The 14,552-nt window shown below is 35.8% G+C and carries 21 protein-coding genes and 1 pseudogene; 4 read left to right on the top strand and 18 right to left on the bottom strand.

Annotated features, from left to right (window positions below; all coding sequences use genetic code 11):
* Positions 1–22: 22 nt before the first annotated feature.
* From KDN43_RS12475 to KDN43_RS12435, 9 genes are all read right to left on the bottom strand, one after another.
* Positions 23–985, bottom strand: coding sequence for a 6-bladed beta-propeller (locus KDN43_RS12475; RefSeq protein ID WP_238866580.1), 963 nt, complete (start codon positions 983–985; stop codon positions 23–25).
* 234 nt (positions 986–1,219) lie between these two features.
* Positions 1,220–1,444 carry an NVEALA domain-containing protein gene (locus KDN43_RS12470; RefSeq protein WP_256448739.1) on the bottom strand — a complete coding sequence of 75 codons (225 nt, stop codon included), beginning with the start codon at positions 1,442–1,444 and terminating at the stop codon, positions 1,220–1,222.
* A 270-nt stretch (positions 1,445–1,714) separates the two neighbouring features.
* Entirely contained in the window at positions 1,715–2,830 is a 1,116-nt protein-coding gene (locus KDN43_RS12465; protein WP_238866577.1) for a 6-bladed beta-propeller, read from the bottom strand.
* 67 nt (positions 2,831–2,897) lie between these two features.
* The gene (locus KDN43_RS12460) at positions 2,898–3,131 is read right to left on the bottom strand and encodes an NVEALA domain-containing protein (RefSeq protein WP_238866575.1); all 234 of its coding nucleotides are present in this window, start codon (positions 3,129–3,131) and stop codon (positions 2,898–2,900) included.
* A 106-nt stretch (positions 3,132–3,237) separates the two neighbouring features.
* Positions 3,238–4,245: a hypothetical protein gene (locus KDN43_RS12455; protein WP_238866573.1), complete on the bottom strand. Its 1,008-nt coding sequence runs from the start codon at positions 4,243–4,245 to the stop codon at positions 3,238–3,240.
* 123 nt (positions 4,246–4,368) lie between these two features.
* Positions 4,369–4,629 (bottom strand): NVEALA domain-containing protein, encoded by a 261-nt coding sequence (locus KDN43_RS12450; protein WP_238866572.1) that lies wholly within the window; start codon positions 4,627–4,629, stop codon positions 4,369–4,371.
* Positions 4,630–4,687: 58 nt separating this feature from the next.
* On the bottom strand, positions 4,688–5,569 hold the full coding sequence (locus KDN43_RS12445; RefSeq protein ID WP_238866570.1) for a DUF1573 domain-containing protein: 882 nt from the start codon (positions 5,567–5,569) through the stop codon (positions 4,688–4,690).
* A gap of 1 nt (position 5,570) precedes the next feature.
* Entirely contained in the window at positions 5,571–6,620 is a 1,050-nt protein-coding gene (locus KDN43_RS12440) for a BF3164 family lipoprotein (protein ID WP_238866568.1), read from the bottom strand.
* A gap of 5 nt (positions 6,621–6,625) precedes the next feature.
* Complete coding sequence (locus KDN43_RS12435; RefSeq protein WP_238866513.1) at positions 6,626–6,847, bottom strand: NVEALA domain-containing protein; 222 nt, start codon at positions 6,845–6,847, stop codon at positions 6,626–6,628.
* A gap of 472 nt (positions 6,848–7,319) precedes the next feature.
* Between KDN43_RS12435 and tnpA the strand changes: the two are divergent.
* The 4 genes and pseudogenes from tnpA to KDN43_RS12415 form a co-directional block, all read left to right on the top strand.
* Positions 7,320–7,463 (top strand): annotated as a pseudogene (gene tnpA / locus KDN43_RS12430) (IS66 family insertion sequence element accessory protein TnpA); the annotation flags it as partial.
* Between the two features lie 92 nt (positions 7,464–7,555).
* Positions 7,556–7,822 carry a transposase gene (locus tag KDN43_RS12425; RefSeq protein WP_238841705.1) on the top strand — a complete coding sequence of 89 codons (267 nt, stop codon included), beginning with the start codon at positions 7,556–7,558 and terminating at the stop codon, positions 7,820–7,822.
* Between the two features lie 20 nt (positions 7,823–7,842).
* Entirely contained in the window at positions 7,843–8,325 is a 483-nt protein-coding gene (locus KDN43_RS12420) for an IS3 family transposase (protein WP_238866567.1), read from the top strand.
* Positions 8,288–8,647: an integrase core domain-containing protein gene (locus KDN43_RS12415; protein WP_238866566.1), complete on the top strand. Its 360-nt coding sequence runs from the start codon at positions 8,288–8,290 to the stop codon at positions 8,645–8,647. The genes KDN43_RS12420 and KDN43_RS12415 overlap by 38 nt, the downstream gene beginning before the upstream one ends.
* 507 nt (positions 8,648–9,154) lie before the next feature.
* On the opposite strand, the gene KDN43_RS12410 is transcribed toward KDN43_RS12415, so the two are convergent.
* The 9 genes from KDN43_RS12410 to KDN43_RS12375 form a co-directional block, all read right to left on the bottom strand.
* Entirely contained in the window at positions 9,155–9,424 is a 270-nt protein-coding gene (locus tag KDN43_RS12410; protein ID WP_238866565.1) for an NVEALA domain-containing protein, read from the bottom strand.
* A 15-nt stretch (positions 9,425–9,439) separates the two neighbouring features.
* The gene (locus KDN43_RS12405) at positions 9,440–10,528 is read right to left on the bottom strand and encodes a BF3164 family lipoprotein (RefSeq protein ID WP_238866564.1); all 1,089 of its coding nucleotides are present in this window, start codon (positions 10,526–10,528) and stop codon (positions 9,440–9,442) included.
* Positions 10,529–10,625: 97 nt separating this feature from the next.
* Positions 10,626–10,892 carry an NVEALA domain-containing protein gene (locus tag KDN43_RS12400; RefSeq protein ID WP_238866562.1) on the bottom strand — a complete coding sequence of 89 codons (267 nt, stop codon included), beginning with the start codon at positions 10,890–10,892 and terminating at the stop codon, positions 10,626–10,628.
* A 58-nt stretch (positions 10,893–10,950) separates the two neighbouring features.
* Positions 10,951–11,142: a DUF1573 domain-containing protein gene (locus KDN43_RS12395; RefSeq protein ID WP_256448738.1), complete on the bottom strand. Its 192-nt coding sequence runs from the start codon at positions 11,140–11,142 to the stop codon at positions 10,951–10,953.
* Between the two features lie 85 nt (positions 11,143–11,227).
* On the bottom strand, positions 11,228–11,386 hold the full coding sequence (locus KDN43_RS16590; RefSeq protein ID WP_407681795.1) for an ATP-binding protein: 159 nt from the start codon (positions 11,384–11,386) through the stop codon (positions 11,228–11,230).
* 136 nt (positions 11,387–11,522) lie between these two features.
* Positions 11,523–12,554 carry a BF3164 family lipoprotein gene (locus KDN43_RS12390; RefSeq protein WP_238866561.1) on the bottom strand — a complete coding sequence of 344 codons (1,032 nt, stop codon included), beginning with the start codon at positions 12,552–12,554 and terminating at the stop codon, positions 11,523–11,525.
* 218 nt (positions 12,555–12,772) lie between these two features.
* On the bottom strand, positions 12,773–13,006 hold the full coding sequence (locus tag KDN43_RS12385; protein ID WP_238866559.1) for an NVEALA domain-containing protein: 234 nt from the start codon (positions 13,004–13,006) through the stop codon (positions 12,773–12,775).
* 167 nt (positions 13,007–13,173) lie between these two features.
* Positions 13,174–14,334, bottom strand: a complete 1,161-nt coding sequence (locus KDN43_RS12380; protein ID WP_238866556.1) for a 6-bladed beta-propeller — start codon at positions 14,332–14,334, stop codon at positions 13,174–13,176.
* On the bottom strand, positions 14,261–14,491 hold the full coding sequence (locus tag KDN43_RS12375; protein ID WP_238866554.1) for an NVEALA domain-containing protein: 231 nt from the start codon (positions 14,489–14,491) through the stop codon (positions 14,261–14,263). Before KDN43_RS12375 ends, KDN43_RS12380 begins: the two co-directional genes overlap by 74 nt.
* Positions 14,492–14,552 lie beyond the last annotated feature (61 nt).

Here is a 14,552-nt window from a genome sequence, read left to right as displayed (position 1 = left end):
ACCGGTAAATTTTAATTTTACTTTAATCCACCCTTATCTTCAGAAGTTTTCCAGGTTCACCCAAAAAAAGACAGCCGTCTTTCATGGAAACCAAAGTGCCTAAAGATTCCAACGTATTCTTATCGACTTTAAACAATTTATGAGCTGACAGGTCATCATATCTGAATTTCATCACATAAAAATCATCTTTACAGAAAAAAGAAACAGCCACATCGTTACCATCCGAAAGCATATTTGTGGAATAAATCTTTCCATCTTCTGCGATACTGCGCATTAAATCCAGCGGGTTATCTTTTTTTACATCCGAAAAATCAGGCCACAAATTATTAAAATCCAGTTCACAAAGCACTTCGGCCTGTCCACCATGACATTTATAAATTCTCGGTTCAACAGCTGGCAAGTACAAAATGGTATCATTCGAAACTCTGGCAAACACATTATAGCTTGCAAATGTCACATTCTCTACTTCGCGAGGCACTGGCAAGACTGGTTTTCTGGAGTCTCCATCCACATATATCAGCTTATCCTTATTCGAACCATACGCCACATTACCACGGTCATACCACACACCGCCAGAGTTGCCACTCTCACAGAAGAAATGATTCGCTTGAGCCTCGGCATCGTCTTTATATAGGAATGTGAAATTCTGATCCAAATATATTCGCTGAGAGGTAGAATAGGTATCAAGAAGCACTACTCCTGAAGGTATGACGTTGAAATCTACAATACTAACAAATTCATTCGGCCCATTCCCTCTTTTAGTATATGAATTCACAAGCGCACCTTCCGAATCATACAGATAAAGACCAGGATCCTTCCATGAGTCCAGAATCAGTATCGAATCTCCCATCCATTCAAGTTTGGTTATATTTCCGGGGAAATGACTTGACAGGGAATCATTTAACATAAGTACATCAATAGATAATGCCGCCTCCTTCAATGGCAGGGCATCATCAAGACTTACACTAATCTTACCGGATTTCATATCTGAACCTCTTTTTGTGCAGGATAATATCATTAGTGACATCATTATACAAGCCACACTGACTTTTAATAATCTCATATTAAGTTTCATATAAATCTGTTTTTTGTTTTAAACTTATCAAATGGAAAGAGAATATATACTTTAATTCTCTTTCCATTTAAAATACAAGTTAATCATTCCGTTTTTATAATCATCCTCAAAACAGAATGATTAAACGTTCCCTCTATTTATGGATTACCATGGAGTTCCAGGACAGCTGGCACCACCATTAGGATCACATCTCCAATGGCTCGGAGAATAAACTGTCACAATCCATCTTCCATTGCCGATTTTACTTTGCGCCAATGCCTCCACATTCGCCAACGCCAAATCACTCAGATCGGCATTACCGTTCATACTTTTGTTCACTCCGAAACCTGCGGTTGCCAGGAGTGCGAGGGCGAACAGGCCCGAAAGAATTTTCTTCTTCTATAAATAAAAATTAAATTGTTAATAAAGATTTATTAAATCACCTCTTTTACAGAGGGTTTTTATTCTATATTCCCTTTTAGTCGTATAATCAGTGCTGAATTATCCATATTGCCATACACTGAAACGGTTTTATTGAAATACCCTCAATTGTCGGAATTGTACGTTATATTGACAGTTGTTGTACTATCCGGATGTACCGACTTTTTCTCATGATCAATATGCGTGTATAAAATTGATCATTAATTGTCAAAGATGTCATCACTTTAAATAATAAATAGCCAAAGCAAATTCTCCATTTCCAAGATGTTCTTTTACATCTAAGGGTAAATCACCTTCCTCTGACCTATCACTTCCCGGAATAAAAAATTTAACAAGCAATCCTTCGTCAAAACTCGCAACATTTCCAATGTCTCTATCAATTGTAGATTTTGAAACAAACATTTCATTTTTATTACGATCAATAAAAAAAGATTTTGTTTCTCTGTTCTCCCAAAAAGTTCCAATAAAAAAATTATCGTCAACTACAGTTAACCATTTTAGCAAATTGTAATTGTTGAATTTTATTAGATTTCTTTCAATATCTTTTCTTTCTTTCAAGGGAACATTCTTTTTCCCGAAATCAAATTCTATTATTTGTTCTAGTTTCCCTTTTTTGGAGAATAGAAGAATATTATTGTTAATAGGTTTGTTATAAATGATGTTATTTTTTGTCTTTACAAAAGAATAATGTGAGACCCAAAAAGCATTATCAACAAATTCATCATAATGGGCTATAACTTCAAGAGTTTTTAAATCTTTATACGTTACAATTATACTTGCGCCTTCATTTTCACCTTTGTTCCAAGCAGATAAACCAAATATTATATTACCATCTTCGGTTATACATAAAATATCCGCCTCAAAAGGCAAAGTCTTGATTTCTTTCAAGGAGTAGTCTGAATCATATATAAACATCTTATCTAGTATGCCATCGATAACATATATATTGCCTTCAGAATCAATATCAAAATCAGCGATATCAATATATTGATTAGGACCATTACCATGTTCCCCAATTTTTGATTGAGAAACACCATCTAACCCAAAAACCAATAATTTTTTTAACCTTCCATCCAATATAAATATTTTATCATTTACTACTTTTATTTTATTGATTTCCTTAAATAAATGGTCGTCACGAATGGATATCAGTTTTATATATTTTTTATCTTCAATAAATTCTTTAGGAACAAACTCTGACACGTCATTATTCCTCTCTATTTCAGATATATGCAATACTTCTTTTTTAACATTAAATTCAGTTTTTCCATCCTGTTTTTTACATGAAAAAATAAAACAAAGTACACAGCATATATATATATAATTATTTCTCATAATAAGAGTGAAGAGTGAAACTATCAAAAAAATATTTTAAGTTAGCTTCACTCTCCTATTTAATAAATTATTGACAACCAGAAGTATCTTTACAATTTATTGTATTTCTGGATTCACATTCTCCATAAGTTTTAGGCCCTCCACAAGGATCACCTCCACTTTCTCCATTTGCCAACGCCTCCACATTACTCAATGCCAAATCACTCAAATTGGCATTACCGTTCATACTTTTGTTCACTCCATAACCTGCGGTTGCAAGGAGTGCGAGGACGAACAGGCCCGAAAGAATTTTCTTCTTCATTCCTTTAAAAATTGTTTAAAACTATTGATTTCTGCCTCTTTTTTAGAAGGCTTTTTTTATTCTACATTTCTTTAAGTTTGAGAATCAAAAGAAATTTTTCAATTCGTTATAATTCTTTCTTCCAGTTAAACTTAATCATTTGATCAAGCCCAACAGCATAAATGCTGTCCCCCACCAAAGTAAATTTCAGTAATATATGGTTTTCATCAAGCTTAATATGTTTCTGTAATTCGCCGTTGTGGTTGAGTATAACGATACTTTCGGGATAAACGTCATTTGTTTCAAAAGTTTTACCGCTAAATGAAAGAAAAAGATACTTATCATTCAATTGAATATCGTAAAAACCTTGCTGATTATCCCTTGCCCAGTTAAAAGCAGGACGTGTTTCATATTTTGGGGTAGTAAAAAATGCATCCCACTCTTTTTTGACGTTGCCTTTATCAGTTATCTCATAACAAACTAAATATCCGGTAGGCTGGGATGCAAAATACAATTTGTTGCCTATGGAGGCAAACCATCCGTATAAATATGAATAATTTTCGTCAGGCATTTCTCTAATCGGTCTTTCTCCAAAAGTTTTAAGGATTTTCAAATCTTTATCAAACAGAACAAACATATTCTCGTGCCCAAATAACGCCTGGCTCACATAGTACCCATTATTCATCTTATGAAGTCCTAAAGTTGAAATTGAATCCGTATTAACTTGAAATCTCTCTTTAGAGACTAAGGAAATTGAATCGTTTTCGATATGTGTTTTAAAAGATACCATTTTTCGCAAATTCGTATCATAGATTTCTATCACGCTGTCATTATAGTTATGATAAATGCAAGACGCCGACATAAAATCATCAGGACCACTCCCGATTTTCCCCCAGTAAAATTGATGAGCTGTTTTTCTGTTATAAAATAAAAGCGACTTACCCATCATTGGTTGTGTAAATAACAGATAATCTCCGTATGACTTTATCTCAAGAGGTGGTTGCATAATAAGTTCATCAGGTAACACTTCAGGCGTAACAACCTTCGGATGAGGTAATGATATCACTTTTGTATCACTTTGATTCTTACAAGCCGTAATCAATAACAATAGTAAAAATATATATATTTTTCTCATATTATAATTTTATTGTACAGTTGAATCTTCAAACAATAGGGATAAATAATAAGCACATAAGTAAGACGGTTTGTAAGCCCATAAATAGACTTGATACCCAATTACCTATGTGCTTACCTCCTTTTATCTATTTTTCATGTTCCAATGAGACCATCCCGTGCCACTACCATCTGGATATGTTACATAGTAGTGACAATATTGAGCCGGATACCATGCACAAAGCGTAATCATGTCGTCAATATCTTCACTTTGTGCCAATGCCTCCACATTACTCAACGCCAAATCACTCAGATTGGCATTACTTTTCAAACTTTTGTTCACTCCGAAACCTGCGGTTGCCAGGAGTGCGAGGGCGAATACGCCCGAAAGAATTTTCTTCCTCATTCCTTTAAAAATTTAATTGTTTAAAACTATTGATTTCTGCCTCTTTTGCAGAGGGTTTTTATTCTATATTTCCTTTTAGCCGTATAATCAACGACGAGTTGTCCATATTGCCGTACACCGAAACGGTTTTATTGAAATACCCCCGGTCGTCGGCATTATACGTTATACTGACAATTGTTGTACTATCCGGATGTACCGGCTTTTTCTCATACTCAATATGCGTGCATCCGCACGAGGCGCGGGTGTGGAATATCATCAAAGGCGATCCGCCCACATTCTTTATTGAAATGCTAACCATTTTAGCCTCTCCTTTTGGGATGGTTCCCAGATCAAACTCCGTGTTACCTACTTCAATTTGTGTGTTGCGAGATGATGGTGTTCCTCTGCTTTGATATGCATTCTGTGATATTTCGGATAAATACATCTCCTTAACCCGCAAATTATGAACGGGATTTCCGATAAACACGACTTTATTCTCATCGTCGAGCAAAAAAGTCTGAAATTGCTGATGTGTCGGAAAACGATTCACCGCATTCAGTTTATCTTCCATATCAATACAAACCGGGATGTCAAGACTGTCTCTTTTTAAGAGATAGGATATCTCCCGTAAATCTTTGGAATGGAATACGAAGATAACGGGAACGGTACCGTGAGTCATGGAATCTGCCTCTTTTATAAACTCTTTCCACTTATGCAGTTGCAGTTTGCAACTGGTGCAACCGATGGAATCCACATACACCAATATTTTGTGAGATGCCGGAGGAATGGTGTAATCTGTGGTGTCTCTGCCGTGCAGCGTAAAAACAAGACCTTTCGGGAAAATTATTTCCCTGTTCTGCCATTCGGTAACGACTTTGGCAATTTCTTTTTGCGGATTATTTTTACAAGAAAGCATCAATCCGCATACACCCGTCAACAAAACAAAATAAGATAATCTCATGTTACAAATGCTCTAATTTAAATTTTACCACGGGTAGATTGGAGTTTACATCAACGGCATACATCTCTTTTGTCTCTTCATTTACATCAATACCGTAAATAAACCGATCCAATGTATATTTGACGAGCGGTTCTCCTTTTACCGAAAAAACGTAGATATATTGACCGCCGTCTGTCGCGGGTTGCCGCTGTTGTGCAATCTCTTTAAAGCTTCTGCCGTGAAAAACGGCATAAATATATTTATCCGTTACCTGAATGTCGCTGAATCCCATAATTCCCGAAGGGATTGCCATTCCTTTCGCCTCATTATATTCCGGCTCTCCGTGAGGGCCAAACTTCACGATATGCGTGCCGTCTTTTAAGTTAAAAATTTCCAGCACTTCTCCCAACTGGGTTACCATAGCCAGAATTCCGTTATCTGGGTTATAGTCTATGAAGGAACGCCATGCCTGGGCTAAAGCTATGTCTTTGTTTTTATGTTCTACGCTTGGTATTTCGCCACGGCTGGATTTTATATCCCCATTCATATCAATAATATGAAAACGGTGTTTGCCGGAATAGTCGGGAATGATAAAGCAGGAATCATCATACAAAGCAAAATCCAATGCGCGAATAATCTCTTTGTCTAAAGATATTTCCTTTGTACTCGTCTTTTCATGAACACGTTGCAATGACAAATTCGTAATCAAGTGCTTGTTCGCATCCAATCCCCACATCTTTCCCCCGGCTAATCTGAAATTTTCAACTGACAGATTCTCTTCGGGTGCTTGACCACGCTTTCTGAAAGAAGATATATACCGGAATTGTGGATAGGTAAAAGAATGATAGAAATAGTCGGGATGATGCAAATCCATTACAATGGCCAAACTGTCTTGATGCTTAATCCTGAACGGATAGCGCAACATGACAGAATCCGTTTCAATACTCTTTCCTGTAAGTGAGATGTTGACGGGAAACGAGTCATAAGAGAGGTTGTTGTTGGTGTTCTTACACCCTATGGCAACCGTAAGTAAACAGCAGATAAGAAGATTGTAGCTTAGGTACTTCCTCATTCCGATTAAAGTATTCTAATAAAGGCAACTTTGGTGGAAATCTGCGGACAGTCTAAGCTGCCAAGCCCCAAACACCGATAATTTTCTCCATCTTCTCCTGATGCCAGCGCTTCAATATTTGAAAGCACCAATTCGGATTTTATGCCGTTTCGTTGGCTTTTTAAATACACAAGAGACAATACTGATACTGCCATAAATAGTGACAAAATTACTTTTTTCTTTTTCATGATCTTGAGAAATTAATCTTAACCGGACGAAGATAGAATTTAATAATCAATTAATAAAAAATGCTGGCTCATTTATAACTCATTTCGTGTAATTGTGTAAAAATGAGCGGCATAGATTGTTTGCTCATGTCCGATTTTGTCGTGAATTTTGTGTCTTTCAAGATTATTTCTACCTTTACGGTTCAAGACCAAGAGCGATGTTTTTCACCGATTCAACATATAGAAAGATAATTTTGTATCTTATTATTGCAGCTTCTTCCATCTTTACGATATTGGCGGTTTTGGGAACTGCTGAGTATAAAGAATCCGAGCACAAATTACAACAAGAATTATCATCCATATTTAACCAATCCATACAAGAACAGGTAAGACTAAATATGGAAGGAGAATTTGTAGTAAGTAAGCACCCGATAAAGTCCCCGTTTTAGTTTACATTTTAAGTTTTGATCTTTGCCGGCAAACATAATTAAATATGACGCCAATAAGCAAAGAAGAATTTATGGTTATATTAAAACGCCAGCAAGAAAGCGGTTTAAGTGTCAAAGATTTTTGTGAAAATCAATCTTACACGGCTTCCAGTTTTTATTACTGGAAAAGTAAGTTTGGGCTGACTCGTCTGTAACCTTCCCTATTTGTGTAACCTTCCCTATTTGTAGGACAGTTCCGAGTTAGACAAAATTATTAACTTTGTTTGGCATAGGAAATAAAATGAAAAAAAAAGTACACAGTGAGTCAGAGAAGGTAAAGGCAGTCCATCAACTTGAAAGTGGGGTGGATGCCGCAGTTGTAGCTCGTGACTACAATATATCCAGGGCTACCCTTTATAATTGGAAGTCCAAGTATAGTGGAATGGAGATCAGTCAGGTTAAACGTCTCAAAGAGCTTGAAGATGAGAACCGCACGTTGAAACAGATGTATGCTGACCTTGCACTTGACAACAAGATACTGAAGGAGGTCATCGAAAAAAAACTCTAGAGCCCGAGGTAAAGAAGGAATTGGCAGGAGATATAGTGGAAGAATATGGTGTAAGCATCTCTCGGGCGTGCAAGCTGATGGACATCCATCGCTCCTACTTCTATTATACTGACAAGAAAGATGACACTGAAGTTGAAGACGCAATCCGTGCTGCCGCCAACTTCGGTGATGGCTTCTGGAAGATTTATTCAAGGCTGAGACGTGAGGGTAAGACATGGAACCACAAGAAGGTTTACAGGGTTTACAAGGCAATGCACTATGAGAAGCGAAGCCGTTTGAAGAAACGTCTGCCTGCAAGAGTGAAGAATCCTCTGGTTATGCCTAAAGAGCCCAATGTTACCTGGTCCATTGACTTTGTCAGTGACAGGATTGAGTGCGGAAGACAATTCCGTGTTCTTAATATCATAGATGATGCCTGCAAGATTGCCGTGACACAGGAGATATCGATGTCCATGCCGGCAAAGCGTGTCATCAAAGTTCTGGAAAAAGGTCATATGGCTTAATGGCAAACCAAAGAACATACGCTGCGACAATGGTCCTGAGTTTATCGCCCAGGTGTTCAAAGATTGGTGTAAAGGCAATGAGATAAACATTATGTATACTCAGCCTGGTAAACCCACCCAGAACGGCTACATTGAACGCTTCAACGGAAGCTACAGAAGGGCTGTACTTGACAGATACATTTTCCGAAACTTGTCTGAAGTCAGGGAACTGACAGAAGCCTGGCGGAATGACTACAACGAAGAACGGCCCCATGAGGCGTTGGACAACATGACACCCTTTGAGTATAGGGAAGAACTGATAAAACGAAAGGAAGCAGTATGACAGATGTTTTGACAAGCAAAGGTAACACTAGCCACTACAGCGGTCAAGGCCAAGACGAGTGCCCTGGCGGGCAGTCTTGCCCGCTGTATCGTCTAGTATTGGGAGTGGCTTATCAAAAATCTGTCCGACATCATAACATTGTATACATAAATAACTAATTTAGCAGTCTAATCAAAGACTGTCCTAAAAAAGGGTAGCTTACACTTAATACTTCATTTTTTTTTGTCTTTACACATGAAACGGTTAATAAACAGACCACAAATAAATAAAAAATTTTTTCCATTTTTGTTGTTGATTTTTTTATATCATTAAAAACGAAACACTTTGTAAGTTATACCATGAAATTAATATTGTCGATAAAAACCATATCTAAGACCGTTTAAACGCTTATTTAAACATAAGTTATATAGACATCTCTTATAAAACAGCAAATATTTAACAGTAATTCCGTTTATATTTATCTCATATATACGTGATTTTCGTTTAAACAGTCTTAGAAAAATTACATTAGTACAGCATATCATCAGTGTAGCAAGGTGGATTTTTAACAGCTACAGCAAAAGTAAATGCTCTATTTCCACATACACATCTTTTGCGATCCCATGATCCGGCGCAATTTTCCCAAAACTCAGGATATTCGTTTTCTGCCAATGCCTCCACATTTGCCAATGCCAAATCACTCAGATTGGCATCGCTTTTCAAACTTTTGTTCACTCCGAAACCTGCGGTTGACAGGAGTGCGAGGGCGAACAAGCCCGAAAGAATTTTCTTTTGCATACGAATAAAAATAAATTATTGATTGTGCAAAGATTTATTGATTTTTGATAGATTAAATTCAACAATTGTTGGTTCAGGTAAATGAGCTATCCCGTACAGTTTATCTCCATCATTGGATAAGGCCATCTCGTTTATCCTGCAACTCAAACGCAGTTTTGCTACAGCATTTCCCTCATAATCAAAAACTAAGATCAAGTTTGCCATGGATTTTTCCATTTGATTGATATTAAATTCACTCAATAACTGATCTAAATACAATAAATAGATGAATTGAGAGTCCATCTTTAGATTAATTACCTGCCCAAATGATTTACTTTTATTAAAAAGTAAATCTCCATTTCTTATCCCATAATGAGGTCGGTTATAAAAGAAGCCCCACTTTTTTTCCATTATCGTGTCTTTTATTTGATAGCAAGCCAAATAAGGCAAATATGAAGTTGCGAATATCATCGTTCCTTCACATGTGGCAATACGTCCTTGTAGGCGATTTACAGCTACTGATGGAGAAACTTCCTCGGTGACAGGAGATTCTCCGAATCGGGATATTAATGTTAAAGTACTATCAAATAATGAAAAGTATTTTTTGTTTTTTTCATAAAGTAACGAAACATAATGTTCATCATCAAGTCTACTGAAATAGTAATCTGTGCGAAAAATCTGTTCTTCATCTTTTTTTGTGTCAGCTTTCAAACGCCTCTTTTCAATGACAGATAAATTATGTTTTTCAACCAACAATTGCATTATAGCCAATTCCTTTTTATTAATTTCGTTCAATCCAAAAGTATTGTTATAAGAATAAGTTAATAGAGGTTGTATAAATTCATTAGGTCCATCACCAATACGACCATACTCCCCAACTTCTTTCATATTGTGAGGAATGGAATATAATTTGCAAAACGGAGTCTGTTGACTGGATATGACGATTATAAAAGAATCTATCACAGCAATTCGCCCATGCTTAATGTATAATTCTGTATCATATTGAGTATGTTCTAAAATGTATTCTTCGTTGAAACAAATAACATTCTCCTTTTTTTCCGTTGGATTACAACTAATAAATAGTAATAATGTCAATCCAATATATCTTATATTTACAAAATCCATAATCGTTCGAATAAAAAAGAGGAGCATAGAAAATATCCTTTGTTATTTGTGCAGCAGAATGCCTATGCCCCTCCATGAAGTTAATTATTTTAGCTACTTATAGCCATCCTGGTTTTTTGGTATGGTCAAGTAAACAATCTTCACCATAATCTCCATCAGGATAAATAACTAGTTCACAACAAATGTCGTAGGCCGGAACACAATCTTCACGTTCTCCTCCATTTTCCCCTTGCGCCAATGCCTCCACATTTGCCAACGCCAAATCACTTAAATTGACATTTCCGTTCAAACTTTTGTACATTCCGAAACCTGCGGTTGCAAGGAGTACGAGGGCAAATACGCCCGAAAGAATTTTCTTCCTCATTCCTTTAAAAATTTAATTGTTTAAAACTATTGATTTTTGCCTCTTTTGCAGAGGATTTTTATTCCGTATTTCCTTTTAGCCGTATAATCAACGGCGAGTTGTCCGTATTGCCGTACACCGAAACGGTTTTATTGAAATACCCCCGGTCGTCGACATTGTAGGTGATGCTTATCCGGGTTGTCCTGTCCGGCAGTATCGGTTTCTTTTCATATTCAATTTGTGTACACCCGCAGGATAAATATTTTAGAATACAAATATATTGTCACGCTCTTTACATATTGATGTTAGCTTTTCAATTAAATTTTATTTTATATAGCTTGCTCTGCTCTATTTTATTATTCATTGCCAGTGCCGCTGGGTCCCATAAGCACCAAATTATACAATTGATCAACCCAGAGCAACTCCCTGAGCTGTTTCATTTGCCTTATACCTATGCTGCTCGAGAATTTGAAGTCGTATTCGTTCAGGTCATGTATTCGGGGCAGGAGGGCCAGCTTAATCCTGAGTCGATAATTATTGAGTTATCCTTGCTCCAGTTCTTTTGTTAGAATCGACTCCAAAAAGTCGACATACCCACGGACACATCAACTATTTTCCAATAGCGAACACTTTTTTGCGGTAAAAATGATATTAATCGATGAAGTATTTATACATAAAGGTGCCATTTTTTTCTACTCCCCAAAGAAAATGACCCTCAATAAAAATTGATTTTAAATCAGAATCCGTAATATAAGAAACAACCGGATCTCCTTGCCAGTTGTATACGTATATCTTATTTCCAGTGAAAGCATCCATATCATAATCTTTCATTGATTTTCCGGAGTAAAGTAAATAGATGTGATCTGAATCACAAGAAATAGACCTAAACCCCTCTTTTGTTTCTTTAGAATTACCAATAATAGGTCCATTTTCAAAAATGTTAAATTTGGGAAAATGATAATAAATCGATTTACAGTTAACTAATTCGTTATTGTTTTGTAATTTGTAAATATCAAATAACCCATTGTATATAGCGGCGAATAGATCTCCTTCTGGCTTAATTCCTATTTGTGTTCCAGAATATAGTGCAGCAATATGAGGAAAAGAGAGGTGTTCGGATTCATTATTTTTTGGATAATTTCCGGTGTAAACAATGGATTTATTTTTAATATTATATAATCCAAAACGTCCTTCGGAAAACATTCCTGTACAAACGAGTATGCTATCATTTAAGATGTTTAATGAAAAAAAACGAGGAGTTTTGTCATCAAAACTAATTTCATTAAAGAGAATAGGTTCCTCATATATTGTTCTGAATGAATATAGCTTTTTTTTTGCCCTGTCTGCAAAAGTTATTATATTTTTTCTATTATTTGGAACTGGTATGAACTGTACTATTTCGTTTGGTCCATTGCCTTTTTTGGCTATATCAAAAACGAAAGAATCATTTCTATTTATCAATGTAAGATTATTTTCAACACCTCTGTTCTGAATAACAATAAAAGAATCTGTGAGTGAAAAATATACAGGATTTAATATTCCCATATTTTCCAAATTAATAGAATCATATTTCGTTAAAAGAATTTCTTTATCAAAATCATCCTTAATATTGCTGGAATTATTCCAGCAATTCGTAAAAGAAAATAATAGAAAGATGCAATTAATACTAATTAAGATTCTCATTTTTAGGATTATTTTAATGTTGAGTCTGCTCCGCCCCCCCAAGCCTAATTTTACAGGGTTACAACTCGTTGAAAATCAATAGACGTTTTCAGAAAAATTTCGGCAAAAAAGACTTTTCGGAGGGGACTCAATGTTTAATATTTCAAGAAAAGGAGAATTAATAAAAGATCAAACATATGTTACCACCTCATCAATTCTCCTTAAACATTAATCACAGATTAACTGTATATTCTTCCATCAAGTTCGAGATCCAACCCTAAATATATACACCATTCCCAAGGGATGTACATACATGGTGGATAAATAATAACTTCCCCGTCCGCCAACGCCTCCACATTACTCAATGCCAAATCACTTAGATTGGCATCACTTTTCATACTTTTGTGCACTCCCAAACCTGCGGTTGCAAGGAGTGCGAGGGCGAACAGACCCGAAAGAATTTTCTTCTTCATTCCTTAAAAAATTTAGTTGTTATTAATTTATTGATTTCTGCCTCTTTAACAGAGGCCTTTTTTATTTTATATCTTCTTTAGCCAGATTATCTACGGCGAATTATGCGTATTGTCGTCGGTTGAAAAGGTTTTTGAAATGTTCAATTATTAATAATCGAAAGTGTATACTAATCCAAAATTCCATCTAAATTTAAATACCCAAATTGAATAACATCCTCAAAATTAAAGATTATATTATTGTTTTTATCATCATAGCAAAAATCAGATATACGATATCCTGTTTCTATGGTTTTGACATAATTTCCATTTATATCAAAGAGCAATAATTTTGTAGGGTAGTACTCATCTGTCAGCCTATTTCCTCCTGAATACGATGCTACTATCGTTTTCCCTATAAAAATCACTTTTCCATAATGGTTTATTTCCTTAAAATTTCGGCTATTCCAATTTTTTCCATATACATTAGATATCAAATTGCCATTTAAGTCTAAAATGGTCATCAGGTCATAATTGTGATAAGCCTCGACGAGAATGTCATCCTCTATTGATACGGCAATAGATATGCGTTTTTTTTCAACTTTGGGATTCGAGTATTTCATTTTTAAAATATCCCCTGATTCAATATTCCACTTGGCAAGAATCTCATTATGCCCCACATTGCCTGTCGGTTCAATTATTCTTGCGAAAGAAAGCGTGTCACAAATATATTCGTAATTGCTCGGAAATTGAATATTATTGATCTCCTTCTTAATTTGAGGTTGGTAAAACGGATTCCTGACGATGCTATCAAGAGGATATAGAAAAATTTTTAATTTCCCATGATCAGAGACATAGATTTCATTTTTTTTACTATTCACTCCAATGTGGCCGATATTGGCTATTTCTCCGGGCCCTTGTCCTCTTGGTACGGCACTCGATATGTACTTATATCCCGCGTTTTTGCAATCAAATAAATGAAGTAACAGGTCAGGGGATTTTGAGTCATTAATGATAAGGAAATTATTGATAATTGATAATCTCGCAACAGAGCCAATTATCACGTCGTCCATATCTATCTCTTTAACTTCTTCTTTAACGGTAACGATATTATCTCTATTGTTTTGATGTTTTTCCATACTCCCTTTATTGGTGCAACTAAATAATAGCAGCAGCAATAAAATAAAGATATTTAGATGTTCTATTCTGTTCATAATATATTGTAATAAGAAAGAAGAATGGATGTGGTACATATTCATCCATTCTTCTAATACGTGTTTACCAAGTAGCTTCGCGATATTTCTCATACCACCCATAGCAATAGCACCCATTGCCATTGTCCCAGCATCCATTAGGGCACAGATCATTTTCACTTTGTGCCAAAGCTTCCACATTTGCCAACGCCAAATCACTCAGATTGGCATTACTTTTCAAACTTTTGTTCACTCCGAAACCTGCGGTTGCCAGGAGTGCGAGGGCGAAAACGCCCGAAAGAATTTTCTTCCTCATTCCTTTAAAAATTTAATTGTTTAAAACTATTGATTTCTGCCTCTTTTGCAGAGGGTTTTTA

This window comes from Proteiniphilum propionicum (genome assembly GCF_022267555.1).
Lineage (GTDB): Bacteria > Bacteroidota > Bacteroidia > Bacteroidales > Dysgonomonadaceae > Proteiniphilum > Proteiniphilum propionicum.
This window is presented reverse-complemented; position numbering and strand designations above follow the sequence as displayed.